Origin of the sequence: Streptomyces sp. NPDC046859, from assembly GCF_040645135.1 — a bacterium.
Classification (GTDB): domain Bacteria; phylum Actinomycetota; class Actinomycetes; order Streptomycetales; family Streptomycetaceae; genus Streptomyces.
In genome coordinates this window covers 43085-67441 of the sequence record NZ_JBEYXR010000023.1, presented here as the reverse complement: position 1 = coordinate 67441, position 24357 = coordinate 43085, and the positions used below count along the sequence as shown (strand labels likewise).

At 72.5% G+C, this 24357-nt stretch carries 23 protein-coding genes and 1 pseudogene; 14 read left to right on the top strand and 10 right to left on the bottom strand.

The annotated features are described in order from the left end of the window. Window positions 1-20 precede the first annotated feature (20 nt). From ABZ899_RS28170 to ABZ899_RS28160, 3 genes are all read right to left on the bottom strand, one after another. Window positions 21-1130: a SchA/CurD-like domain-containing protein gene (locus ABZ899_RS28170; RefSeq protein ID WP_361351150.1), complete on the bottom strand. Its 1110-nt coding sequence runs from the start codon at window positions 1128-1130 to the stop codon at window positions 21-23. Window positions 1131-1372: 242 nt separating this feature from the next. After that, a complete protein-coding gene (locus tag ABZ899_RS28165; RefSeq protein WP_361351148.1) occupies window positions 1373-1669 on the bottom strand; it encodes an MTH1187 family thiamine-binding protein in 297 nt (98 codons plus the stop codon). Next, window positions 1666-2010: a DUF3817 domain-containing protein gene (locus ABZ899_RS28160; protein ID WP_361351147.1), complete on the bottom strand. Its 345-nt coding sequence runs from the start codon at window positions 2008-2010 to the stop codon at window positions 1666-1668. Before ABZ899_RS28160 ends, ABZ899_RS28165 begins: the two co-directional genes overlap by 4 nt. 226 nt (window positions 2011-2236) lie before the next feature. Between ABZ899_RS28160 and ABZ899_RS28155 the strand changes: the two genes are divergently transcribed. From ABZ899_RS28155 to ABZ899_RS28140, 4 genes are all read left to right on the top strand, one after another. Further along, window positions 2237-2869 (top strand): AIM24 family protein, encoded by a 633-nt coding sequence (locus tag ABZ899_RS28155; protein ID WP_361351222.1) that lies wholly within the window; start codon window positions 2237-2239, stop codon window positions 2867-2869. A gap of 1 nt (window position 2870) precedes the next feature. Then, window positions 2871-3521 (top strand): AIM24 family protein, encoded by a 651-nt coding sequence (locus ABZ899_RS28150; protein ID WP_361351145.1) that lies wholly within the window; start codon window positions 2871-2873, stop codon window positions 3519-3521. Beyond that, the gene (locus ABZ899_RS28145; protein WP_361351143.1) at window positions 3518-4315 is read left to right on the top strand and encodes an AIM24 family protein; all 798 of its coding nucleotides are present in this window, start codon (window positions 3518-3520) and stop codon (window positions 4313-4315) included. The genes ABZ899_RS28150 and ABZ899_RS28145 overlap by 4 nt, the downstream gene beginning before the upstream one ends. Before the next feature lie 104 nt (window positions 4316-4419). After that, entirely contained in the window at window positions 4420-4896 is a 477-nt protein-coding gene (locus ABZ899_RS28140; RefSeq protein WP_361351142.1) for a MarR family transcriptional regulator, read from the top strand. Between the two features lie 12 nt (window positions 4897-4908). Here ABZ899_RS28140 and ABZ899_RS28135 read toward each other — a convergent pair whose 3' ends face one another. Together ABZ899_RS28135 and ABZ899_RS28130 are read right to left on the bottom strand one after the other, a co-directional pair. Further along, on the bottom strand, window positions 4909-6357 hold the full coding sequence (locus ABZ899_RS28135; RefSeq protein WP_361351140.1) for a HAMP domain-containing sensor histidine kinase: 1449 nt from the start codon (window positions 6355-6357) through the stop codon (window positions 4909-4911). Continuing rightward, window positions 6354-7031: a response regulator transcription factor gene (locus ABZ899_RS28130; RefSeq protein WP_361351138.1), complete on the bottom strand. Its 678-nt coding sequence runs from the start codon at window positions 7029-7031 to the stop codon at window positions 6354-6356. The genes ABZ899_RS28135 and ABZ899_RS28130 overlap by 4 nt, the downstream gene beginning before the upstream one ends. 132 nt (window positions 7032-7163) lie before the next feature. Here ABZ899_RS28130 and ABZ899_RS28125 point away from each other — a divergent pair, with 132 nt between their 5' ends. Then, window positions 7164-7829, top strand: coding sequence for a PepSY domain-containing protein (locus tag ABZ899_RS28125; protein WP_361351136.1), 666 nt, complete (start codon window positions 7164-7166; stop codon window positions 7827-7829). 2 nt (window positions 7830-7831) lie between these two features. Here the strand turns inward: ABZ899_RS28125 and ABZ899_RS28120 are convergent. The 3 genes and pseudogenes from ABZ899_RS28120 to ABZ899_RS28110 all read right to left on the bottom strand — a co-directional run bounded on the left by ABZ899_RS28120 (window position 7832) and on the right by ABZ899_RS28110 (window position 11427). Then, window positions 7832-9072, bottom strand: a pseudogene (locus ABZ899_RS28120) (MFS transporter). 146 nt (window positions 9073-9218) lie between these two features. Further along, the gene (gene meaB, locus ABZ899_RS28115) at window positions 9219-10175 is read right to left on the bottom strand and encodes a methylmalonyl Co-A mutase-associated GTPase MeaB (protein ID WP_361351220.1); all 957 of its coding nucleotides are present in this window, start codon (window positions 10173-10175) and stop codon (window positions 9219-9221) included. Window positions 10176-10224: 49 nt separating this feature from the next. Continuing rightward, a complete protein-coding gene (locus ABZ899_RS28110) occupies window positions 10225-11427 on the bottom strand; it encodes an acetyl-CoA C-acetyltransferase (RefSeq protein ID WP_361351134.1) in 1203 nt (400 codons plus the stop codon). 148 nt (window positions 11428-11575) lie between these two features. On the opposite strand from ABZ899_RS28110, the gene mce reads away from it, so the two are divergent. From mce to ABZ899_RS28075, 7 genes are all read left to right on the top strand, one after another. Next, on the top strand, window positions 11576-12016 hold the full coding sequence (gene mce / locus ABZ899_RS28105; RefSeq protein ID WP_003997837.1) for a methylmalonyl-CoA epimerase: 441 nt from the start codon (window positions 11576-11578) through the stop codon (window positions 12014-12016). A gap of 210 nt (window positions 12017-12226) precedes the next feature. Continuing rightward, window positions 12227-16075, top strand: a complete 3849-nt coding sequence (gene scy / locus ABZ899_RS28100) for a polarized growth protein Scy (protein WP_361351132.1) — start codon at window positions 12227-12229, stop codon at window positions 16073-16075. A 183-nt stretch (window positions 16076-16258) separates the two neighbouring features. Further along, window positions 16259-17194, top strand: coding sequence for a hypothetical protein (locus ABZ899_RS28095; RefSeq protein ID WP_062667721.1), 936 nt, complete (start codon window positions 16259-16261; stop codon window positions 17192-17194). 147 nt (window positions 17195-17341) lie between these two features. Further along, window positions 17342-18301 carry an ABC transporter ATP-binding protein gene (locus ABZ899_RS28090; RefSeq protein WP_361351130.1) on the top strand — a complete coding sequence of 320 codons (960 nt, stop codon included), beginning with the start codon at window positions 17342-17344 and terminating at the stop codon, window positions 18299-18301. 1 nt (window position 18302) lies between these two features. Further along, on the top strand, window positions 18303-19073 hold the full coding sequence (locus ABZ899_RS28085) for an ABC transporter permease (protein ID WP_361351129.1): 771 nt from the start codon (window positions 18303-18305) through the stop codon (window positions 19071-19073). 131 nt (window positions 19074-19204) lie between these two features. Further along, entirely contained in the window at window positions 19205-20461 is a 1257-nt protein-coding gene (locus tag ABZ899_RS28080) for an ABC transporter ATP-binding protein (RefSeq protein ID WP_361351128.1), read from the top strand. Beyond that, entirely contained in the window at window positions 20458-21330 is an 873-nt protein-coding gene (locus ABZ899_RS28075; RefSeq protein ID WP_361351126.1) for an ABC transporter permease subunit, read from the top strand. The genes ABZ899_RS28080 and ABZ899_RS28075 overlap by 4 nt, the downstream gene beginning before the upstream one ends. 8 nt (window positions 21331-21338) lie before the next feature. Here the strand turns inward: ABZ899_RS28075 and ABZ899_RS28070 are convergent, their stop codons facing one another. Next, window positions 21339-21671 carry an ATP/GTP-binding protein gene (locus tag ABZ899_RS28070; protein ID WP_361351124.1) on the bottom strand — a complete coding sequence of 111 codons (333 nt, stop codon included), beginning with the start codon at window positions 21669-21671 and terminating at the stop codon, window positions 21339-21341. A gap of 223 nt (window positions 21672-21894) precedes the next feature. Here ABZ899_RS28070 and ABZ899_RS28065 point away from each other — a divergent pair, with 223 nt between their 5' ends. Beyond that, window positions 21895-22923: an LLM class flavin-dependent oxidoreductase gene (locus ABZ899_RS28065; protein WP_361351122.1), complete on the top strand. Its 1029-nt coding sequence runs from the start codon at window positions 21895-21897 to the stop codon at window positions 22921-22923. 90 nt (window positions 22924-23013) lie between these two features. Here ABZ899_RS28065 and ABZ899_RS28060 read toward each other — a convergent pair whose 3' ends face one another. Then, window positions 23014-23406 carry an SCO5389 family protein gene (locus ABZ899_RS28060; protein ID WP_361351120.1) on the bottom strand — a complete coding sequence of 131 codons (393 nt, stop codon included), beginning with the start codon at window positions 23404-23406 and terminating at the stop codon, window positions 23014-23016. 266 nt (window positions 23407-23672) lie between these two features. Here ABZ899_RS28060 and nucS point away from each other — a divergent pair, with 266 nt between their 5' ends. Next, window positions 23673-24344: an endonuclease NucS gene (gene nucS / locus ABZ899_RS28055; protein ID WP_361351119.1), complete on the top strand. Its 672-nt coding sequence runs from the start codon at window positions 23673-23675 to the stop codon at window positions 24342-24344. The last annotated feature ends 13 nt before the right edge of the window (window positions 24345-24357 follow it).

The following is a 24357-nucleotide window of genomic DNA, read 5'->3' as shown; positions in this document are numbered from 1 at the left end:
AGGTGTCGGTCCCCGCGCCGTCAGGACTGCGCGGCCCTGCGGTCGGTGATCAGCGTCATGCCGGCGTGGGCGAGGAGGCGGGTGGCCCCGCGCTCGCCCGTGAGCGGTCCCGGCACGCCGAGCGCCTCGCCGTCGAGCAGGCGGGCGAGGACGGCGGCCTTGCGCGGGCCCTGGAGGCCGAGCGTCCTGACCGGGTCGGTCTCGGGGTCGCCCCGGACGTCGACCAGGCGGACGACGATGTCCTCGCGCTGGAAGATGGTGCTGCGGTGGACGGGGGACGCCGGGTCGGCGGCGGCCGCCTCGTCCTGACGTGCCAGCAGTTCGGCGAGCGCCAGTCCGCAGCCCGGGCGGGCCGGGTGGTAGAGGGCGTGCCGGGTGATGCCGTCGGGTTCCGGGCCGCCGCGCGCCACGTGGTGGACGGGCGGCATCGCGGCGCGGATGAAGAAGGTGCGGGCCGACTCGGGGTCGGTGAGGTCCCGGTGCTGCTCCAGATGCGGGTTGAGCGCCTCTTCCACGGCCCGGATCTCGGGCTGGCGGGAGACGTGGCGCAGCGCCCTGGTCAGGTCGCCCTCCACCTCGACGGTGCGCACGACGCGGTTGCCGTGCATGAAGAGGGTGGTGCGGCGCAGCCGCGTGGTGTCGTCGACGCGGGCCTCCGGCGGGGTGTAACCGGCGAGGATCTCCGCGACCTTGGACTCGGAACCGGGCTTGACGGTGAAGGTGAGGGCGTGTCGGATCACGCCGTCGCCCGTGCGCGGGGCCGTCTGGAGCCCACCGGTGGGACGCTGCCGTCCGCCGGTCTCGCGGACGACGCCGAAGCGTGTCGAGCGGAGCTCACGGACGCAGTTCTGCAGCGGCCGGACCGTCTCGATGTGGTCCTCGCTGTTGACCCAGGCAAGGTAGGGCGGAGCCGTGGCCCACTCACTGGTGATGATCCACTGGGAGGGGTTCTCCACGGACTGGCAGAGCTGGTCACCGAGGTGACCGGGTATCGACGCGACGCGGTCGCGCATCTGCTCGTAGGCGTCCAGGAACTCCTGCTGCGCGCCTTCCTTGAGGTCGACGAACAGGAGGACGCGCATCCTGGAGCCGTCGAACGCCGACTGCGACGTATAGGGCGAAGTGGCCATCCGGCAGACCCTTCCTTCGCGGGAGCAAGCGGCGGCCGTACCCTCGTCCACCAGCGCGAACGCGGGTCCCGGCCCTGAGCCTTCATCGTGGGTCAGGGCCCTGGGGACCGCGAGCCGCGCGGGCCATCTGAGGGATCCGCCCGCGTCCGGGAACGCCGCGAGGCGCCCCCGTGGCCGGGGGCGCCTCGAAGTCCCCCTGCCGGCAGGGGGGTTGTGCGATGCCGGAGCTCACCGGCCGCCGGTCACCCGGCCAGGTGCCGCTCCACGGTCGCCACCTTGGAGGTGAGTCCGTCGGTCACGCCGGGCCGGATGTCCGCCTTCAGCACGAGCGACACGCGGGGCGCCCGCGCCTCGACGGCCGCGACGGCGCGCTTGACGACGTCCATGACCTCGTCCCAGCTCTCGCCCTCGACGGAGGTGAACATCGCGTCGGTGCGGTGGGGCAGACCGGACTCGCGGACCACCCGGACGGCGTCGGCGACGTACTCCCCCACGTCCTCGCCGACACCGAGCGGGGTCACGGAGAACGCGACGATCATGCTTTCACGATCCCTTCCCGACGGGCGCGGGACGCGATCACCGCGTCCTCGGCCTCCCGCCTGAGCCGGCGGTCGGCGAAGAACCCGCCGGTCGGCAGGACGGACAGCACGAGGTAGAGGGCGGCGGTGCCCAGCGGCCACTTGGCGCGGTTCCAGGCGTCCGCCCAGAAGACCAGGTACAGCACGAACAGCATGCCGTGGACCGCGCCCATCACGGGCACCGCGTTGAAGTCCGTGGTCCGCTTCAGCACCGAGCAGACGAGCAGGATCAGGAACGACACCGCCTCGGGGGTCGAGACGAGACGAAGGCGGCGCAGCGCGCCGGCGGTCTTGAGGTCCACGGGTCACCTTCGGGTGGAGTCGGCGGGAGAGACGGCGAGCGGCCCGGCTCAGCTTGTGAACGCAAGCACAAACGCCTCGGCCATTGTGGCAAACCCTGGAGGCGTCCGGGGCGCGGGGGTCGGCGGCCGCCCGGGCACACGTCCGGCCCAGGGTCCCGTCAGGGGTGAAGTCCGTCGCAGGTATCTGTCCGCCGGGGGCGCCTGCGGTTACCTTCGCTGCGTGGCGATGTTCCGACTTCAGGGCAGCAAGGTGCTCGCCGTCGACATGACCGGGGACGCCGTGAGGGCGAAGAACGGCTCGATGGTCGCGTACGACGGGCAGATGGCCTTCAAGAAGATGAGCGGCGGTGGTGAGGGCATCCGGGGCATGGTGACCCGGCGCCTCACCGGTGAGCAGATGACGGTGATGGAGGTGAAGGGGCACGGGACGTGCTGGTTCGCGGACCGGGCCTCCGAGATCAACCTGGTCGGCCTCCAGGGCGACAAGCTGTACGTCGAGTCGAGCAACCTGCTCGCGACGGACGCGGCGCTGCGGACCGGCACGTCCTTCACGGGCCTGCGCGGCGCCTCCCAGGGCAACGGGCTGTTCACGACCACGGTCGAGGGGCACGGGCAGGCGGCGATCATGTCGGACGGTCCGGCCGTGGTGCTGCGGGTCAGCGCGCAGTACCCGCTGACCGTCGACCCGGGTGCCTATGTGGCGCACCAGGGGAACCTGCGGCAGTCCTTCCAGTCGGGTGTGACGTTCCGCACGCTCCTGGGCGAGGGCGGCGGGGAGGCCTTCCAGATCCGCTTCGAGGGGGACGGGCTGGTGTACGTGCAGCCGAGTGAGCGCAACACGATCGCGGGGGGCGTCTGAGATGGCCTTCCGGGAGATCAACTCCAAGATGATCGAGGCGACCGTCGTTCCGGGGCAGCGGCTGTTCAGTCAGCGCGGCGCGATGCTCGCCTACCAGGGCGACGTGTCCTTCACCCCGAACATGGCCGGCGGCCAGGGCGGCATCATGTCGATGATCGGGCGCCGGGTGGCGAACGAGGACACTCCGCTGATGACCGTCGAGGGCAGCGGCACGGTGCTGTTCGGGCACGGCGGCCACCACATCCAGGTGATCCACCTCGCCGGGGACACCCTGTGCGTGGAGGCGGACCGGCTGCTCGCCTTCGAGGGCACCCTCCAGCAGGGCACGCTGTTCCTCGGCTCGCAGGGCGGGGTGATGGGCATGGTGCGCGGGCAGGTCAGCGGGCAGGGCCTGTTCACCACGACCCTCAAGGGGCACGGGTCGGTGGCGGTCATGGCGCACGGCGGGGTCTTCGAGGTCCCGATCACCCCGCAGCGCCCGGTCCACGTCGACCCGCAGGCGTACGTCGCCCACCACGGCGACGTACGCAACAAGCTGTCGACGGCGCTGGGCTGGCGGGACATGGTGGGCCGGGGCTCCGGCGAGGCGTTCCAGCTGGAGCTCAGCGGCAGCGGTGCGGTGTACGTGCAGGCGTCGGAGGAGAAGCTGTGAGCCACCACCCGGGCGCGGGTCCCACCGTGTACGACCCCATGACGCTGCCCAGCGACGACAACGTCGACGCGTACACCTTCTGCGTGGAGCTCAAGGGGACCCAGTGGTTCCTGCAGAAGGGCAAGATGATCGCCTACTACGGCTCGATGGAGTTCAACGGCATCGGGCACGGGCGTCTGGACCGCCTGGTCCGTACGTCCTTCCATTCGCCACTGCACGCGAGCGACTGGGTCGTGGCGGAGGGCTCGGGCAAGATGCTGCTGGCCGACCGGGCTTTCGACGTCAATTCCTACGACCTCGACGACGGCAACCTGACCATTCGCTCCGGCAACCTGCTCGCTTTTCAGCCAACTCTTGCCCTCAAGCAATCGATCGTGCCGGGTTTTCTCACACTCATCGGAACCGGGAAGTTCGTCGCCGCATCTAACGGGCCGGTGGTGTTCATGGAACCCCCGATCCGGGTGGACCCTCAGGCGCTGGTCGGCTGGGCCGACTGCCCGTCGCCGTGCCACCACTACGACCATGGCTACATGACCGGCGTGATGGGCGGTCTACGTGCACTGACGGGCCTCGGAGGGGCCTCCGGGGAGGAGCATCAGTTCGAGTTCGCCGGCGCCGGCACGGTGCTGCTCCAGTCGAGCGAGACCCTCATGGCGGAGCAGGCCACGGGGGTGCTGCCACCGGACGCCGGAGTCCCCGGTTCCGGTGGGGCGCACACAGGCCCTTCACCAGCGGGTGGGACACCGCGCCTTCCCGGACAGCTGGGAGACCTCCAGCGTCGCTTCGGGCTGTGAGCGGTAGTCTGCGGAGTGTGACATCGAACGTGTGCGCACACGGGTGACCGTCACACGACACCCCTCACTAGTTCGCCTTTCAACATTTTAGGTAGACTTCATTCATGGAGACCGAGACGGCCACCCCCTGGCTGACCAATGCGGAGCAGTGCGCCTGGCGCACCCACCTGGAGGTCAACAGGCTGTTGACGTACCAGCTCGAGAAGGACCTCCAGCCGTTCGGCCTGACAATGAACGACTACGAGATCCTGGTGAACCTGTCCGAGGCGGAGGACGTACGGATGCGGATGAGCGACCTCGCGTCGGCCACCCTCCAGTCCAAGAGCCGGCTCTCCCACCAGATCACCCGGATGGAGAACGCGGACCTGGTCCGGCGCGAGAACTGCGAGTCCGACCGGCGCGGGCTCTACGCGGTCCTCACCGAGCACGGCATGGAGACGATGAAGAAGGTCGCGCCGCATCACGTGGCGTCCGTGCGCAGGCACTTCATCGACCTGCTCTCCCCCGAGGCGCTGACCGAGCTCGACAAGGCCCTCAAGCCGATCGCCGAGCACCTGCGCAGCCAGCGCGGGCGCCCCTGACCCGGACGGCGCCTACCGATCCCGCGGCAGGCGGAGCTCGAACAGAGCTCCGCCCGCGGGCGCCCGGCCCACGGTCAGCGTGCCCCCGTGCCGTACGGCGACGTCACGGGCGATGGCCAGGCCGAGCCCGGCCCCTCCGTCGTCCCGGCTGCGCGCCTCGTCCAGCCGGACGAACCGTTCGAAGATCCGCTCCCGGTCGGCCTCCGGCACCCCGTCCCCGTCGTCGGCGACGGACACGACCGCCCACTCCCCCTGCGCCCGCACGCTCACGGTGACCGCCGAACGGGCGTGCCGCCGCGCGTTGTCCAGCAGGTTGGTGAGCACCCGCCCCACCTGCGCCCGTGACCCGGCCACCGGCACGGCGTCCGCCGTCACCGTGACCCCGGCCCGCCCCTCGGCGTGCTCGCGGGCCACCGCGCCCAGGTCGAAGCGCGTGTCCCCCGGCCGCTCCCCCGCGTCCAGCCGGGCGAGCAGCAACAGGTCGGCGGCGAGCGTCTGCAGCCGTACGGTGTCCGCCACCGCTCCGTCCAGGTCGAGCAGGCCGGGGTGCGCGGCGCCCACCTCCAGCTGGGTGCGCAGCGAGGCGATGGGGCTGCGCAGCTCGTGCGAGGCGTCGGCGACGAACCGGCGCTGACGCTCCACGGAGCTCTCCAGGGCGGCCAGCGTCTCATTGGTCGTCAGGGCCAGCCGGGCCACCTCGTCGTGGGTGGCCGGGACCGGTACGCGGCGGGCCAGGTCCTCGCTGGCGGTGATGGCCGCCATCTCCCGCCGGATGCCCTCGACCGGGCTCAGGGCGCGCCGGGTGACCAGCCAGGTGGCGCCCGCGACGACCGCGAGCAGAGGCGGGAAGCCGATCAGCATGGCGGAGGTCGCGGTGCCGACGGCGCTGCGCTCCGCGGCGAGCGGGGCCCCGGCGTACACGGTGAACTTCCCCCGGTCCTCGAACTCGACCTCGACGGACGCGAAACGGTAGTCCGCGGTGGTGCCGTCGATGGTCGCCGTGCCGGTGCTGTGGTCGGTGCCGGAGTCGACCTCGCCGCTCCGGGGCGCGCGGTCGTCGTCGTCCGGGCCGCCGGAGCCGTTCGCGTCGTCCGAGTCGTCCTCGGCGTCCCCGCCCTCCCGTCCGTCCGTGTCCTGCCGGGGCCGTACGGTGCCGACACCGGTGCCGGTGACGCGCTCCAGGTCCTCGCTCGCCGCGACCAGCCTGCCGCGTTCGTCGACGATCTGGACGGGCCGGTCGTCCTCGTCGAGGCCGGTCAGCCTGTCGTAGGGCCGGCCGTCGGACAGTTCGACGGCGACGGCCCGCGCCGCGCTCGCCGCCTCGGTCTCCGCCTGCCCGGTCAGGTCGGAGCGCAGCGACAGCAGGACGGCCGTCCCGGCGGCGAGCAGGGCCACCGCGACCACGAGTGTGGCGGCGAGCGTCGCCCGCGACCGGACGGAGCCGAACAGGCGGCGCGTCACGGCGTCGTCTCCCGCCGCTCGAGCCGGTACCCGGCGCCCCGGACGGTCCGGATGAGCTCGGGCCGCAGCTTGCGCCGCAGCGCGCTGACGTAGACCTCGACGATGTTCGGGTCGCCGTCGTAGGCGAAGTCCCAGACGTGGTCCAGGATCTCCGGCTTGGACACCACCTCGCCGGGCCGCGTCACGAGCGTCTCCAGCACCGAGAACTCCCGCGTCGTCAGCGGCACCTCGTCGGCGCCGAGGAAGACCCGGCGGGCGGCCGTGTCGACCCTGAGGTCGCCGAGGACGTGGACGGGCGAGGCGCCCGCGCCCTGGCGGCCGCGCCGCAGCAGCGCCTTCACCCGGGCGACCAGGACGACGTAGGAGAACGGCTTGGTGAGGTAGTCGTCGGCGCCGGTGTCCAGGCCCTCTGCCTCGTCGTACTCGCCGTCCTTCGCGGTGAGCATGAGGATGGGCACCTCGTGGCCGGCGGCGCGCAGGGCGGCGCAGACGCGGTAGCCGTTCATGCCGGGCAGCATGATGTCGAGGATCACGAGGTCGTACGTCCCCTCGCCGGCCAGGTGCAGCCCCTCGAGGCCGTCGTGGACGACGTCCACGGCGTGGCCCTCGGCGGTCAGGCCCCTGGCGAGGGAGCGGGCCAGGCGTCTTTCGTCCTCCACGATCAGCAGGCGCATGCGTACAGCCTGGCAAAACCCACCTGAAGACGTCTTCAGGGTCCTTCAGCTTCCTCTCAGCATCGGCCGGGCACATTGGGTCACGTCGAAAGGCACGAGCCGGAATGTTCGGCAGGAAACGGGAGGAACCCCATGAAGCGCAACCTCGTCCTCGCCACCGTCGCCGCCGCGGCCCTGATCGGCGGCGGCACGGTCGCGGCCTACGCGGGCAGCGGCGACGACGGCGCGTCGCCGCGGCAGCCGGACGTCCGGGTCACCGACGACCGCGACGACACGCCGAAGGACGACGGCGGCCGGGACGACGACCGTGACCGGGACGACCGCGACGAGGCCCGCTCGCAGGCCGGCCGCACCGGCGTCACCGCCGCCGAGGCGATCGCGGCGGCGCTGGAGCGGACGCCGGGCACGGCCGTCTCCGCCGAGCTGGACGACGACGGCTCGCGCGTCTGGGAGGTCACCGTCGTCAAGGGCGACGGCACCGAGCACGACGTGCGGGTGTCCGCGGGCGACGGCAAGGTCCTCGGCGACCGGCGCGACGACGACGGCCGCGAGGGCCGCGCGGACCTCGCCGCGCTGAAGGGTGCGGACGTGGACGCCCGTGAGGCCGCCGAGGCGGCGGCCGCCAAGGGCACCGTCGTCGAGATCGACCTGGACGACGACGGTCCGGCCGCCTGGAAGGCCGAGACCTCGAAGGGCGAGTGGAACGTCGACCCGAAGAGCGGCGCGGTGACCCCGCACCACGACGACGCGGGCCGGGACGACGACCGCGACGACCGCGACGACCGCGACGACGACTGACGTCAGGGCGTCGTCGTCACACGATCCCCGTCCCCCACGGGTCGAGGGGCGTCACCCCGCGGGGTGGCGCCCCTCACCGCTGTCGCCGCCACGAGCAGCGTCGCCGCGCCGGTCGCTGCCAGACACCAGCCCGTGGCGAGCAGCCCGGCCAGCACCCCGGCGGCCGCCGTGCCGGCCGTACTCCCCGCGTTGACCGCCGTGTTGACCCAGGCGCCCGCCCGCACCCGGGCCCCGGAGGGCGCCGCCTCGTCCGCGAGGAGGTAGGCCGTGGTGAGGGCGGGCGCCACGAAGAACCCGGCGGCCGCCATGACTGCCGTGAGCGTGCCGAGGCCGGTCGCCAGGCCCGCGAGGAGCACGGCGAGGCCGAGCCCGGCCGTCAGCAGCGGCAGCCGTACGCCCGCCGGCGTGCGCCAGGACACCGCCCCGTTGAGCAGTCCGCCGACGGCGCTCCCGGCGGACAGGGCGGCCAGCGGCCAGGCGGCGCCACCGCCGCCCGGGCCGTGGTCCTCGGCGAACGCGACGACGAGCAGGTCGGCGGCGCCGAGCGCGAGCCCGACGCCCAGCGCGGCGGTCACGGGCCGCCGGATCGCCCTCAGGACCCGGCCACGGGCACCGTCGTGCGCCGTCGCCCCCGCGCGCCCGGGCCGTACCGACCGCACCGCCGGAGACATCACGAAGCCGGCCGCGCCGGCCGCGATCAGCACCGCTCCGGCCACATGCCCACGGCCGGCGGGGCGACGGCCACGACGACGCCGACCAGCAACGGGCCCGATACGAACAGCAGTTCCTCGGCGACGGCGTCCAGGCTGTAGGCGCGCCGCAGCAGGTCCGGGTCGGCGGCGATCCTGCCCCACACGGCCCGCATGGCCGGGCCGAGCGGCGGGGTGCAGGCGCCCGCGGCTGCGGCCACGGCGCCCAGGACCAGCGGCGAGGCGGCGCCCGGCCGCCAGACGACGGCCGCCAGCAGCCCGAGCAGCCCGGCGTAGGCGGCGGTCATCGGCACGAGCGCCCGGCGCGGCCCGTGCCGGTCGACCAGGGCGGCCCGGGCGGGCGACAGGAAGACGCTGGTCCCGGAGAACAGCGCCATCACGGCGCCCGCCACCGTGTAGGACCCGCGGGCCCGGGTCACGGCGAGCATCACGGACAGGGGCACGATCCCGTACGACAGCCGGCCCAGCAGGGCGGCGGCGAAGGTGGTGCGGGCATGGGGCAGGCGCAGCACGTGCGCGTAGGAGGCAGGCATGACGAGTCCTCGCGGTGGCGTGGGAGAAGGGGGCACCGAGGAGCCGCGGGAGCCCGGGGGCTCGGACCGCGGCCCGGTGCGCGCCTACGCCAAGGAGAGGAACATGCGGATCAAGGTAGCAGCGCCCGCGCGGGGGCGGACAGCCCTCAGGTGCGGGTCAGGCCCGCCACGAGTTCGTCGGCCGCGCGGTACGGGTCCAGTTCGCCGGCGGTGATCCGCTCCGCGAGGGCGCCGAGGCGGCGGTCGCCGTGCAGGTCGGCGATGCGTTCGCGCAGCGCGGTGACGGCGATGGTCTCGACCTCGCGGGCGGCGCGGGCGCGCCGGCGCTCGGACAGGACGCCCCGCTCCTCCATCCAGGCCCGGTGCTTCTCCAGGGCCTCCACGACCTCGTCGACGCCCTCGGCGCGGGCGGCGACCGTCTTGACGATGGGCGGGCGCCAGTCGCCGGGGCCGCGGGACTCGCCGAGGCCGAGCATGTGATTGAGCTCGCGGGCGGTGGCGTCGGCGCCGTCGCGGTCCGCCTTGTTGACGACGTAGACGTCTCCGATCTCCAGGATGCCCGCCTTCGCGGCCTGAATGCCGTCGCCCATGCCGGGGGCGAGGAGCACGACGGAGGTGTCGGCCTGGGAGGCGATCTCCACCTCCGACTGGCCCACGCCGACGGTCTCCACCAGGATGACGTCGCAGCCGGCCGCGTCCAGGACGCGGATGGCCTGCGGGGCGGCCCACGCGAGGCCACCCAGATGGCCCCGGGTCGCCATGGACCGGATGTAGACGCCGGGGTCGGAGGCGTGGTCCGACATCCGGACCCGGTCGCCGAGCAGGGCGCCCCCGGAGAAGGGCGAGGACGGGTCGACGGCCAGGACGCCGACCCGCTTCCCCTGCTTGCGGTAGGCCGTCACGAGCGCGGACGTGGACGTCGACTTGCCCACGCCCGGCGAGCCGGTCAGGCCGACGACGTAGGCGTTGCCCGTGAGCGGCGCCAGCGCCGCCATGACCTCCCGCAGCTGCGGGGACGCCCCCTCCACGAGGGAGATCAGCCGGGCCACGGCCCGCGGCCGGCCTTCCCTGGCCTGGGCCACCAGGGTGGAGACGTCCTGCATCACAGCTCCGTTCACAGATCGTTCGCTCCTGCGTCCTCCGGAAAGGACGTCAGGCCTTCGGTACCCGCACGATCAGCGCGTCACCCTGACCGCCGCCACCGCACAGCGCGGCCGCGCCGACGCCGCCGCCCCGCCGCTTCAGCTCCAGGGCCAGGTGCAGCACGAGACGGGCGCCCGACATGCCGATCGGGTGACCCAGGGCGATGGCACCACCGTTGACGTTCACCTTTTCCGATGACACGCCGAGGTCCTTCATTGACTGCACCGCGACGGCGGCGAAGGCCTCGTTGATCTCGATGAGGTCGAGGTCGGAGACCTCCAGGCCCTCCTTCTTCAGGGCGTGCCGGATGGCGTTCGACGGCTGCGACTGCAGCGAGTTGTCGGGGCCCGCGACATTGCCGTGCGCGCCGATCTCGGCGATCCAGTCCAGTCCGAGCTCCTGGGCCTTGGCCTTGCTCATGACGACGACCGCGGCGGCGCCGTCGGAGATCTGGGAGCTGGAGCCGGCCGTGATCGTGCCGTCCTTGGCGAACGCCGGGCGCAGCTTGCCCAGCGACTCGGCGGTGGTGTCGCCCCGGATGCCCTCGTCCTTGCTGAACAGGACCGGGTCGCCCTTGCGCTGCGGGATCTCGACCGGGGTGATCTCGGCCTCGAAGAGCCCGTTCTTCTGGGCGGCGGCGGCGCGCTGGTGGGACAGGGCGGCGATCTCGTCCTGCTCGGGGCGCGCGATGCCGAGGCGGGTGTTGTGCTTCTCCGTGGACTCGCCCATGGCGACGTTCTCGAAGGAGTCGGTCAGGCCGTCGTGCGCCATCGCGTCGAGCACCTGCACGGAGCCGTACTTGTAGCCCTCACGGGACTTGGGCAGCAGGTGGGGCGCGTTGGTCATGGACTCCTGGCCGCCGGCGACGATCACGTCGAACTCGCCGGCGCGGATCAGCTGGTCCGCCAGGGCGATGGCGTCGAGACCGGACAGACACACCTTGTTGATGGTGAGCGCCGGGACGTTCATGGGGATGCCGGCCTTGACCGCGGCCTGGCGCGCCGGGATCTGCCCGGCCCCGGCCTGGAGCACCTGGCCCATGATCACGTACTGGACCTGGTCGCCACCGATCCCCGCACGGTCGAGGGCGGCCTTGATCGCGAAGCCGCCGAGGTCGGCTCCGGAGAACGACTTCAGCGAGCCCAGCAGCCGTCCCATCGGGGTGCGGGCACCCGCGACGATGACGGACGTCGTGCCGTTTGCAGAAGACATGAGGTGAAATCCCCTTCCAGCCTGCACAGCCGAGGAGTGAACGAGGGTTTACTTCGAATGTACTGAGTGGCACTCCGTGCCGTCACCCGGCCGTCGGTGTGATCGCGCGCACGTTGCGTAACCACCCGGTGCGCGCTCCACTGAATCCATGCTGACGCGAATCGACCACATCGGAATCGCCTGCTTCGATCTCGACAAGACCGTCGAGTTCTACCGGGCCACCTACGGCTTCGAGGTCTTCCACTCCGAGGTCAACGAGGAGCAGGGCGTCCGCGAGGCCATGCTCAAGATCAACGACACCTCCGACGGCGGTGCCTCCTACCTGCAGCTTCTCGAGCCGACCCGCCCTGACTCCACCGTGGCGAAGTGGCTCGACAAGAACGGCGAGGGCGTCCACCACATCGCCTTCGGCACCGCGGACGTGGACGGCGACGCCGCCGCGATCAAGGACAAGGGTGTGCGCGTCCTCTACGAAGAGCCGCGGCGCGGCTCCATGGGGTCACGCATCACGTTCCTGCACCCGAAGGATTGTCACGGTGTTCTGACAGAACTGGTCACTTCGGCGCCTGTTGAGTCACCTGAGCACTGACCCTCGTACATAGGGGCCGGTAGGGTTGGGGGCGGTCGCTCTCTGAACCGAGGTGACCGCATGCCGGGGTCCGGGTTTCGGGGGGCGAGCGTCGGGGCAGCAGCCCATGCTCCGCCGTTGATCTGACACCATTCCCCGGGGGCGCCGTCCGTCGGACGGACGGGGCTCGTATGGCCAGGGATGCGACCAGGGGACGGATGGGACCGCGCAGTGCGGGGCTACGAACGCCAGGAGCGAGAGCCGGCGGCTGACGTCGACCACCTCTCTCGGTTCGAGGCCGAGATGGATCGGCTGAAGACCGAGCGGGAGAAGGCGATCCAGCACGCCGAGGACCTCGGCTACCAGGTCGAGGTGCTGCGCGCCAAGCTGCACGAGGCGCGCCGCACCATCATGTCCCGGCCGGCCTTCGACGGCGGTGACATCGGCTACCAGGCCGAGCAGCTGCTGCGCAACGCCCAGGTGCAGGCTGACCAGCTGCGCCAGGAGGCCGAGCGCGAGCTGAGCCAGGCCAGAGCGCAGACGCAGCGCATCCTTCAGGAGCACGCCGAGCAGGCCGCCCGGCTCCAGGCCGAGCTGCACCAGGAGGCGGTCACCCGCCGCCAGCAGCTGGACCAGGAGCTGGCGGAGCGCCGGCAGACCGTCGAGTCGCACGTCAACGAGAACGTGGCGTGGGCGGAGCAGCTGCGCGCCCGCACCGAGCAGCAGGCCCGGCGCCTGCTGGACGAGTCGCGCGCCGAGGCAGAGCAGGCCCTGTCGGCCGCGCGCGCCGAGGCGGAGCGGCTGGCCGGCGAGGCCCGCCGCCGTCTGACGGACGCCGCCGAGGAGGCCCGCACCGAGGCGGAGCAGATCCTGCGCCGGGCGCGCACCGACGCCGAGCGGCTGCTGAACGCCGCGTCCACGCAGGCCCAGGAGGCCACCGACCACGCCGAGCAGCTGCGCAGCTCCACGGTCAACGAGTCGGACGCGGCCCGCCGCCAGGCCTCCGAGCTCAGCCGGGCCGCCGAGCAGCGCATGGCCGAGGCCGAGGAGGCGCTGCGCAAGGCGCAGTCCGAGGCCGAGAAGCTGGTCACCGAGGCCAAGGCGGCCGCCGAGAAGACGCTGGCCGGGGCCGAGTCGGCCAACGAGCAGCGCATGCGCACGGCCAAGGAGCAGGTCGCCCGGCTGGTCGAGGAGGCCACCAAGGAGGCCGAGAACACCAAGGCCGACGCCGAGCAGGTCGTCGCCGACGCCCGCGCCGAGGCCGAGAAGGTCCTCGCCGAGGCCGCCGAGAAGGCGCGCACGCTCACCGCCGAGGAGAGCGCCACCCAGCTCTCCAAGGCCGCCAAGACCGCCGAGGACGTGCTCAACAAGGCGCAGCAGGAGGCGCAGAGCACCACCAAGGCCGCCGTCGAGGAGGCCGAGCGCATCCGCCGGCAGGCCGAGGCCGAGGCGGACCGGCTGCGCGCGGAGGCGCACGACATCGCCGAGCAGCTCAAGGGCGCGGCGAAGGACGACACCAAGGAGTACCGGGCCAAGACGGTCGAGCTCCAGGAGGAGGCCCGCCGGCTGCGCGGCGAGGCCGAGCAGCTGCGCTCGGAGGCCGTCGCCGAGGGCGAGAAGATCCGCGCGGAGGCCCGCAAGGAGGCCGTCCAGCAGATCGAGGAGGCGGCCAAGACCGCCGAGGAACTGCTGGCGAAGGCCAAGCAGGACGCGGACGAGCTGCGCCAGAAGGCCACGACGGACAGCGAGAAGGTCCGCACCGAGGCCATCGAGCGGGCGACCACGCTGCGCCGGCAGGCCGAGGAGACGCTGCAGCGCACCCGGCAGGAGGCCGAGCGGCACCGCGAGGAGGTCGTCGAGCAGGCCGAGGGCATCAAGGCCGACGCCGAACGGGCCGCCCAGGAGCTGCGCGAGGAGACCGAGCGCGGGGTCGAGGCGCGCCGTGCGGAGGCCGCCGAGGAGCTGACGCGGCTGCACACCGAGGCGGACCAGCGGCTCGCGGCGGCCGAGCAGGCCCTCACCGACGCCCGCGAGGAGGCCTCCCGTATCCGCCGGGAGGCCGCCGAGGAGACCGACCGGCTGCGCACCGAGGCCGCCGAGCGGATCCGTACGCTCCAGCAGCAGGCCGAGGAGGACGCCGACCGGCTGCGCACCGAGGCCGCGTCGGACGCGTCGGCGTCCCGCGCCGAGGGCGAGGCCGTCGCCGTGCGCCTGCGGTCGGAGGCCGCGGGCGAGGCCGAGCGGCTGAAGTCGGAGGCCCAGGACACCGCCGACCGGGTGCGGGCCGAGGCCCAGGCCGCCGCCGAGCGGCTGGCCGCGGAGGCGTCGGAGACGCTGGCCGCCGCCCAGGAGGAGGCCGGCCGGCGCCGGCGCGAGGCCGAGGAACTGCTCGGTTCGGCGCGCCAGGAGGCCGACCAGGAGCGTGAGCGGGCCCGCGAGCAGAGCGAGGAGCTGCTGGCCTCCGCCCGCAACCGGGTCGAGGAGGCGCAGGCCGAGGCGGAGCGGCTGGTCGCGGAGGCCGACCGGCGCGCCACCGAGATGGTGTCGGCGGCCGAGCAGCACGCCCAGCAGGTCCGCGACTCCGTGACCGGGCTGCACGAGCAGGCCCAGGAGGAGATCGCCGGACTGCGCAGCGCCGCCGAGCACGCGGCGGAGCGGACGCGCCGGGAGGCCGAGGAGGAGGCGGACCGGGTCCGTACGGACGCCTATGCCGAGCGGGAGCGGGCCGGCGAGGACGCCGGGCGGCTGCGGCGCGAGGCCAAGGAGGAGACGGAGGCCGCCAAGGCGCTGGCCGAGCGCACGGTCGGGGAGGCCATCGCCGAGGCGGACCGGCTGCGCACGGAGGCCACCGAGCACGCCCAGCGGCTGCGCACCGAGGCGTCCGACAAGATCGCGGAGGCGGACCAGGCGGCGTCCCGGACCCGGGCGGACGCCCGCGAGGACGCCAACCGCATGCGCTCGGACGCGGCGACGCAGGCCGACACCCTCATCACCGAGGCCCGTTCCGAGGCGGAGCGGCTGCAGTCGGAGACGATCGCCGAGGCCGACCGGATGCTGGCCGAGGCGCTCGCCAAGGCCGAGAAGCTGGTCGGTGACGCCACATCGGACGCGGAGCGGCTGCGCGCCGAGGCCGCGGAGGCGGTCGGGTCGGCGCAGCAGCACGCCGAGCGGGTCCGCGGCGAGTCGGAGCGTGTCCGCGCCGAGGCGGCCGCGGAGGCCGAGCGTCTGGTGGCCACGGCCCGCGAGGAGGCCGAGCGCACCCTGGACGAGGCCCGCAAGGAGGCCAACAAGCGGCGTTCGGAGGCGGCCGAGCAGGTCGACACGCTGATCACGGAGACGACCGCCGAGGCGGACAAGCTCCTCACCGAGGCGCAGCAGCAGGCGCTCAAGACGACCGCGGACGCCGAGGCGCAGGCCGACACGATGGTCGGCGCGGCCCGCAAGGAGGCGGACCGGCTGGTCGCCGAGGCGACGGTCGAGGGCAACACCACGGTGGAGAAGGCCCGTACGGACGCCGACGAGCTGCTGGTCGGGGCCCGCAGGGACGCCACCGCGATCCGGGAGCGGGCGGAGGGGCTGCGCGACCGCATCACGAGCGAGATCGAGGAGCTGCACGAGCGCGCCCGGCGGGAGGCCGCCGAGACGATGAAGTCGACCGGTGACCGCTGCGACGCGCTGATCAAGGCGTCCGAGGAGCAGCTCGCCAAGGCGCAGGCGAAGGCCAAGGAGCTGGTGTCGGAGGCCAACTCGGAGGCCGGCAAGGTCCGTATCGCCGCGGTGAAGAAGGCCGAGGGCCTGCTCAAGGAGGCCGAGCAGAAGCGGGCGCGGCTGATCCGGGAGGCCGAGGAGCTCAAGGCGGAGGCGATCCGCGAGGCCAAGGCCACGGTCGAGGAGGGCAAGCGTGAGCTGGAGGTCCTCGTCCGCCGCCGTGAGGACATCAACGCCGAGATCTCCCGGGTCCAGGACGTCCTGGAGGCGCTGGAGTCCTTCGAGGCCCCCGGCGGGGCCAAGGACGGCGGGGTCAAGGCGGGGGCGACCGTGGGCGCTCCCCGATCGGGTGGCAAGTCGTCAGACGGCTGACGGCCGACGCGGCTTCGGGTGACGTCTGGGGGCTTTGACCGGGTTTTTGGCAAGCCGTCCGACGGTTAGCCACTCAAAAGGGGTCTCATTCTCCAGATCAAACACGTATCCGCTCGATGACACACCGCTTCGGCCCCTAGGATTCCACTTATCACCTCACCGGTCTCATTCGACAGGAACCCCATGAGCGACACTTCCCCCTACGGCTTCGAGCTTGTGCGGCGTGGGTACGACCGCGCTCAGGTGGACGAACGGATCTCGAAGCTCGTCTCCGACCGTGACAGCGCTCTCACCCGTATCACCGCCCTGGAGAAGCGCATCGAGGAGCTCCACCTCGAGACGCAGAACGCCCAGGCGCAGGTGACCGACGCCGAGCCGTCGTACGCGGGCCTCGGCGCGCGTGTCGAGAAGATCCTCCGCCTCGCCGAGGAGGAGGCCAAGGATCTGCGCGAGGAGGCGCGCCGCGCGGCGGAGCAGCACCGCGAACTCGCCGAATCGGCGGCCCAGCAGGTGCGCAACGACGCAGAATCGTTCGCTGCGGAGCGCAAGGCCAAGGCCGAGGACGAGGGCGTCCGCATCGTCGAGAAGGCGAAGAGCGACGCCTCGCAGCTGCGTTCCGAGGCGCAGAAGGACGCTCAGTCCAAGCGCGAGGAGGCGGACGCCCTCTTCGAGGAGACCCGCGCCAAGGCCGCGCAGGCCGCCGCCGACTTCGAGACGAACCTCGCCAAGCGCCGGGAGCAGTCCGAGCGCGACCTGGCCTCGCGCCAGGCCAAGGCCGAGAAGCGCCTCGCCGAGATCGAGCACCGCGCCGAGCAGCTGCGCCTGGAGGCCGAGAAGCTGCGCACCGACGCCGAGCGCCGTGCCCGCCAGACGGTGGAGACCGCGCAGCGCCAGGCCGAGGACATCGTGGCCGACGCGAACGCCAAGGCCGACCGCATCCGTTCGGAATCCGAGCGCGAGCTGGCCGCTCTCACCAACCGCCGCGACAGCATCAACGCCCAGCTGACGAACGTCCGCGAGATGCTCGCGACGCTCACGGGCGCCGCGGTGGCCGCCGCCGGCACGCCGGCCGAGGACGAGCCGATCTCCCGCGGGGTCCCCGCGCAGCAGACCCGGTGACCGGCTGACGCCGTAGGACGACCGAGGCCCGTGCCCCTCCGTGGGGCGCGGGCCTTCGCCGTGCCCGGGCCGGTCCGGCCCAAATCGCCGAGGGCTGTTTGCCCCGCCTGGGTGGCATCGGCCCAACCGGCCCCCTAGCGTGGCCGCATGATCGAGCTCTCGGGGCTGACCAAGCGGTACGGCGACAAGGTGGCGGTGAACGACCTCTCCTTCACCGTCAGACCGGGCATCGTCACGGGCTTCCTCGGGCCGAACGGCGCGGGCAAGTCGACGACCATGCGGATGGTGCTGGGCCTGGACCACCCGACGGCAGGCGACGTCCGGATCGACGGCCGGCACTACGAGGAGCTGACGGACCCGCTGACGTACATCGGCGCCCTGCTGGAGGCGAAGGCGTGGCACGGCGGCCGCAGCGCCTACAACCATCTGCTGTGTCTCGCGCAGAGCAACGGCATCCCGGCCGGCCGGGTCCGCGAGGTGCTGGAGACGGTCGGCCTGACGGCGGTCGCGCGCAAGAAGACCAAGGGCTTCTCGATGGGCATGGGGCAGCGGCTGGGCATCGCGGCCGCGCTGCTCGGCGACCCCCGCATCCTGATGTTCGACGAACCGGTCAACGGCCTCGATCCCGAGGGCATCCACTGGATCCGCAACCTGATGAAGTCGCTGGCCGCGCAGGGCCGTACCGTCTTCGTCTCCTCGCACCTGATGAGCGAGATGGCGCTGACCGCCGACCACCTCGTCGTCATCGGGCAGGGCCGGCTGCTCGCCGACACCTCCATGGCCGACTTCATCGCCCGCAACTCCCGGTCGTACGTCCGCGTCCGCAGCCCTCAGCGGGAGCAACTGCTCGACGTGCTGCGCGCGGAGGGCGTCACGCCGATGGGGGCGGGCGACGGCGCGCTGGAGGTCGACGGCGGCACGTCCGCGCAGATCGGGGAGCTCGCGGCGCGCCACCGGATCGTGCTGCACGAGCTGAGCACGCAGCAGGCGTCCCTGGAGGAGGCGTTCATGCAGCTGACCGCGGAGTCGGTCGAGTACCACGCGCACACCGGGCAGGCCCCGGCCCCGCCACAGCAGGCGTGGGGCGACGGCTGGAGGAGGAGCTGAGATGGCGACGACGCAGGTGCTCCGCTCGGAGTGGACCAAGATCCGCTCCGTGGCGTCCACCGTGTGGACGCTCTCCCTGGCGCTGGTCGTGACCGTGGCCCTGGGCGTGCTGATCTCGGCTCTGTCGAACAACGAGTTCGGCAACATGGGCGAACGGGACCGGCTGGACTTCGACCCGACCTTCGTCAGCTTCGCGGGGATGGGCCTCGGTCAGCTCGCGATGATCGTGTTCGGGGTGCTGGTCGTCTCGAACGAGTACAGCACCGGGATGATCCGCGTCTCGCTGGCCGCCGTGCCGCGCCGTGGCACCTTCCTGTTCAGCAAGATCGCGGTGGCGACCGGGCTGGCACTGGCCGTCGGTCTGGCGACCAGCTTCCTCGCCTTCTTCCTCGGGCAGGCGATGCTGGGCGACCACCGGGCGTCGATCGGCGACCCGGGGGTGCTGCGGGCGGTGTTCGGCGGCGGGCTGTACATGATGCTCATCGCGATGTTCTCGATGGGGATCGCGGCGATGCTGCGCTCGCCCATGCTGTCGCTGGGCATCCTGATGCCGTTCTTCTTCCTGGTCTCCAACATCCTCGGCAACGTCCCCGCCACCGAGAAGGTGGGCCGCTACCTGCCCGACCAGGCCGGCAGCGCCATCCTGCAGGTGGTCACCCCGGTCGACGACGCCCGTCCCTACGGCCCCTGGGGCGGGCTCGGCATCATGGCGCTGTGGGTGATCGCGGCTCTCGTGGGCGGGTATCTCACCCTGCGGAAGCGGGACGCCTAGCACAGGGGCCGGGGGCCGGTGCGGTGAAGTTTTACCCGCCCTTGAGTGGAACCGTCAGCGCCCTTATATCCTCCTAACCCTTACGGGGGGCGTGTGCCCCGCTGTCCTGAACCTTTCGATGGGTGCGGAGCATGATCGAGGCAGTCGGCCTGACCAAGCGCTATGGCGACAAGACCGCTGTGTACAACCTGTCCTTCCAGGTGCGGCCCGGCGCCGTCACCGGCTTCCTCGGCCCGAACGGCTCCGGCAAGTCGACGACGATGCGGATGATCCTCGGTCTGGACAACCCGACCGCCGGCCACGTCACCATCGGCGGCTATCCGTACCGCAGGCTGCCGAACGCGCCCCGCCACGTCGGCGCGCTGCTGGACGCCAAGGCCGTCCACGGCGGCCGGTCGGCCCGCAACCACCTGCTGAGCCTCGCGCAGCTCGCCGGCATCCCGGCCCGGCGCGTGGACGAGGTGCTGGGCGTGGTCGGCCTGCAGGACGTCGCCGGGCGCCGCTCGAAGGGCTTCTCGCTCGGCATGGGCCAGCGCCTGGGCATCGCGGCGGCCCTGCTCGGCGACCCGCAGGTGCTCCTGTTCGACGAGCCGGTCAACGGCCTCGACCCCGAGGGCATCCACTGGGTGCGGAACCTGATGAAGTCGCTGGCGGCCGAGGGCCGTACCGTCTTCGTCTCCTCCCACCTGATGAGCGAGATGGCGCTGACCGCCGACCACCTCATCGTGATCGGGCGCGGCCAGTTGCTCGCCGACATGAGCGTGAAGGACTTCATCGCGGCGAACTCCGCCGGGTTCGCCCGGGTCCGCACCCCCGACTCCGAGCCGCAGCTGCGCGAGAAGCTGGCCGGGGCGCTCACCGAGGCGGGCGGCCACGTACTGCCCGAGCAGGACGGCGCGCTGCGGGTGACCGGGCTGCCGCTCCCCCGCATCAGCGACGTGGCCCACGCCTCCGACGTACGGCTGTGGGAGCTGTCGCCGCACCAGGCCTCGCTGGAGGAGGCGTACATGCGGATGACGCAGGGCGCCGTCGACTACCGCTCGACCGCCGACCAGAAGGCGGGGCTGCAGCAGCCGCTGCCGCCGGGCGCCCAGCCGCCGATGCCGGTGCCCGGTCAGGGCCAGCCCGGCTGGTACGCCCCGCCACCGCCCCAGCAGGGCGCGCCCGGCCCCTACGGCGCGCCCGCGGGCCCGGGCGCCGCCCCGGCCAACCCGTACGCCCAGCCGGCCCCCCAGGCGCCGCAGGAGGCTCCCGCGAGCCAGGCGCCCGCGCCGCGGCCCGCCGACGCGCCCGCGCCCCCGCAGGCGCCCGCCCAGCCGCCCGCGCCGGCCTCCGCGCCGCAGGACGCCGCCCCCGCCGCCCCGACCAAGCCCGAGGAAACCCGATGAGCACGCCCCAGCCCCCGATGCCGCAGACCGCCGCACCGACCTGGCAGGCGGCTCCCGGTGCGCCGTACCCCACGTACACCTCGCCGATCCCGGTGGTGCGCACGCACCTCGGGCACGCGCTCGCCTCGGAGTGGACGAAGATCCGCTCGGTGCGCTCCACGATGTGGACGCTCGGGGTGTTCGTGGTGCTCGTGGTCGGCATCGGCCTGGCGGTCGCCGCGCTGATCTCCGCCAACGCCGCGGAGGAGAGCATGTCGGGCGAGAGCCCTCTGTCCTTCGGGTTCTTCGGGCTGCTGCTCGGCAGCATCTGCGTCATCACGCTGGGTGTGCTGACCACGGCGTCGGAGTACGGCACCGGCATGATCCGGACCACGATGACGGCCTGCCCTACCCGCGGCCGGGTGCTGGCGGCCAAGGCGATCGTGTTCTTCGCGGTGGCCTTCACGGTGACGCTGGTGTCGGCCCTGCTGGTCGCCCTCGCGGACGTGGCCATGCTGGACGGCGCCCGTGAGCCGTCCACCGAGGAGTGGCTGAAGGGCACCGTCGGCATCTCGCTCTACATCGCGCTGCTCGGGCTGCTCTCGCTCGTCGTCGGCTCGGTCATCCGGCACTCGGCGGGCGCGATCACGATCATGATCGGCCTGGTGCTGGCGCCGCTGGTGATCGCGCTCTTCATGTTCGCGGAGTCGCTCCAGTCCCTGCAGGAGGCCCTGTTCGAGTACTCCATCCCGAACCAGCTCAGCGTCTTCTACGCGCAGTCCCTGTCGGAGTCCGGGCCGCACGGCTGGGACCCGCTGTGGATCATGCTCGGGGTGACGGCCGCCGCGTTCGCGGGCGCCTGGGCGCTCCTGGAGCGACGCGACGTGTAGCGCCCGTCTCAGAACCTCGGCGCGTTACGGGACCGCTGCACCCGGGTGGTGCGGCGGTCCTTCGCGTTCCAGCACGCCTTGTGCCAGTGCCGGCGGTCGTCGACGCCCGCGTGGTCCGGCCAGGCGACGACGTGCGGGACGCCGTCCGGGATCATCTGGTCGCAGCCCGGGCAGCGGTACGACTTGCCCTGCGCGCTCGCACCCGCGACGTGCCGTACGTTCCAGTCCTCGCCCTGCCAGGTCTCCGAGGACTGCCAGCCGCCGTAGCGGCCGGAGCGGTCCTCCCCGGCACCGCGGCCGGACGAACCGGCGCCCTTGGATCGGTTGCGACGCGGGGACACGGAACACCTCACGGAGCTATACAGGACGGGGAGCCGTCTCCAGCCTACGCGGCGCGGACGGGGGTAGACGTACGGAACCAACCCCCACAAGTCCCCCACGCGGACCCGTGATTCTGCAGACAATCCGCAAATCCCCCCGCCAGGCCGTGTCCTCGGCACGTGTCAGACGGTTATGCCCGCTGGGGGAGCTCCGCGTCGGAGCCAAGGAAGCAGGAAGACAGCGATGCGCGTAGGTAGTTTCGTGTTGGCGGCCCGGTTCCCGGGCCAGGGCGACGGGGAGGCGCTGCACCGGGCGGTCCGCTCCGCGGAGGTCGCCGAGGAGGCGGGCCTCGACTCGGTCTGGCTGGCCGAACACCACTTCGTGCCGTACGGCACCTGTCCGTCCGCGGTCACCCTGGCCGCCCTGCTGCTCGGCCGCACCCGCCGGCTGCGCGTCGGCACCGCGGTCAGCGTGCTGCCGACCGCGCACCCGGTGGCCCTGGGCGAGCAGGCCGCCCTGCTGCACATCACCTCCGGCGGGCGGTTCTCGCTGGGCGTGGGGCGCGGCGGGCCCTGGGTCGACCTGGAGGTGTTCGGCTCGGGTCTGGGCGCCTACGAGGAGGGCTTCCCGGAATCACTCGACCTGCTGCTGCGCTGGCTGCGCGAACCGGCGGTCGGTTCCTCGGGCGAGCGGTTCGGCTTCCGCGAGGTGCCGGTCGTGCCCCGCCCCTCGGAGTGCCTGACCGACACGGACGGCCCCGAGGTGGTCGTCGCCTGCACCTCGCCGCGCAGTGTGCGCCTCGCGGCCGAGCGCGGTCTGCCGATGCTGCTCGGCATGCACGTGGGCGACGAGGAGAAGGCCGAGATGGTCGCCCTGTGGCGGGAGCACGCGCGCGCGGCCGGGCGCCCGGAGGACGAGATCCGCGCGGCCGCCCATGTCTCCGCCGGCGTCTGCCAGATCGCCGACCGGCGCACGGACGCCGTCGAGACGCTCACGAAGGCGATGCCCGGGTGGCTCCGGCAGGGTCTGGAGGCCCATGTGACGGTGGACGGCCGCGCGCGGGCCATGCGCGACCCGCTCGCCTACACCGAACTGCTGTGTGGGCTGCACCCGGTGGGCACCCCGCGCCTCGCCGCCGACCGGCTCGCGGCGACCAGCGAGCGGACCGGGATCTCCCGTTTCGCCCTGCTGGTCGAGGGCTCGGGCGACCTGGCGGCCACCGAGGAGAACGTACGGCGGCTGGGCGCCGAAGTCCTCCCGCAGCTCGGCTGAATCGCGCGCGGGGAGGTCCCCCGCCGGTGGGCTTGCCGCCCCGGTACTGATGCACCTCCCACGTACGGAGCGGCAAGCAGGCGGCTCGCGTCAGCAGTCCCTGAACTCCGGGGACTGGTTGAGCACCTGACTGCGGACCGAGGTGAAGCGGGCCAGCGTCTGGTCGACCGAGGAGTCGACCGGGAACACCGCGACCCGGTGGCAGTTCTGGAAGGCCAGCCGCACCCCGAAGTGCCGCTGCAGGGCGCCGCGTATCGCGTCGCTCGCAAGGGCACGCAGCAACTGTCCCCGTGCCTGCTCGTCCGGCGGGGGCGTCTGGTTGTCGGCGAACTGACCGCCGTCGACCTTCAGCTGAGCCACCAGGGAGCTGATCATCTCCCATGCATAGGGCAGGGAGGTCCGGACGCAGTCGACGAATTCGGCTTCGTCGACCTCGCCTCGCTCGGCCTTCTCGAGTAGGGCCGGTGAGACGTCGAGCGACATGGGTTCTCCTCTCGCACCCCCGCCCGCGGCAGGGGTTGCCGGACAGATGAGGGAGTCCGCGCGACCGGACACGCTGTGTACACACCCCGCGACCTCCCGTTTAATACGGTAGGCAACCGACCGTGACGGCACCAGCAGAATGCGTACATGAGCCAGTCCCTTGAGGCTCACAATCGGCCAGAAACGAACAGGGGCAGTCCGGGGTCTTCCGGACTCCCCCAGGGCGGATCGCGTCGACCCGGGCCCGTCGAGTAGCGTTGCGGACCATGCGTCTCGTCATTGCCCGTTGCTCCGTCGACTACGCGGGCCGGCTCACCGCCCACCTGCCCTCGGCGCCCCGTCTGATCCTGGTCAAGGCGGACGGCAGCGTCTCGATCCACGCGGACGACCGGGCCTACAAACCCCTGAACTGGATGTCGCCGCCCTGCACGCTGAAGGAGGGCGACGGCGAGCAGAAGGACGTCTGGACGGTCATCAACAAAGCGGGCGAGAAGCTGATCATCACGATGGAGGAGATCCTCCACGACTCCTCGCACGAACTGGGCGTGGACCCCGGTCTGATCAAGGACGGCGTGGAAGCGCACCTCCAGGAACTGCTCGCGGACCGCATCGAGACGCTCGGCGAGGGCTACACACTGATCCGGCGCGAGTACATGACGGCCATCGGCCCGGTGGACATCCTGTGCCGGGACGCCGAGGGACGCACGGTCGCGGTCGAGATCAAGCGGCGCGGCGAGATCGACGGCGTGGAGCAGCTGACGCGCTATCTGGAGCTGCTGAACCGCGATCCCCATCTCGCCCCGGTGCGCGGCATCTTCGCCGCCCAGGAGATCAAGCCGCAGGCCCGGGTCCTCGCGACGGACCGCGGGATCGGCTGCCAGGTGCTGGACTACGACGCGCTGCGCGGCATCGAGGACGACAAGCTCCGGCTGTTCTGACGCACCGCACAAC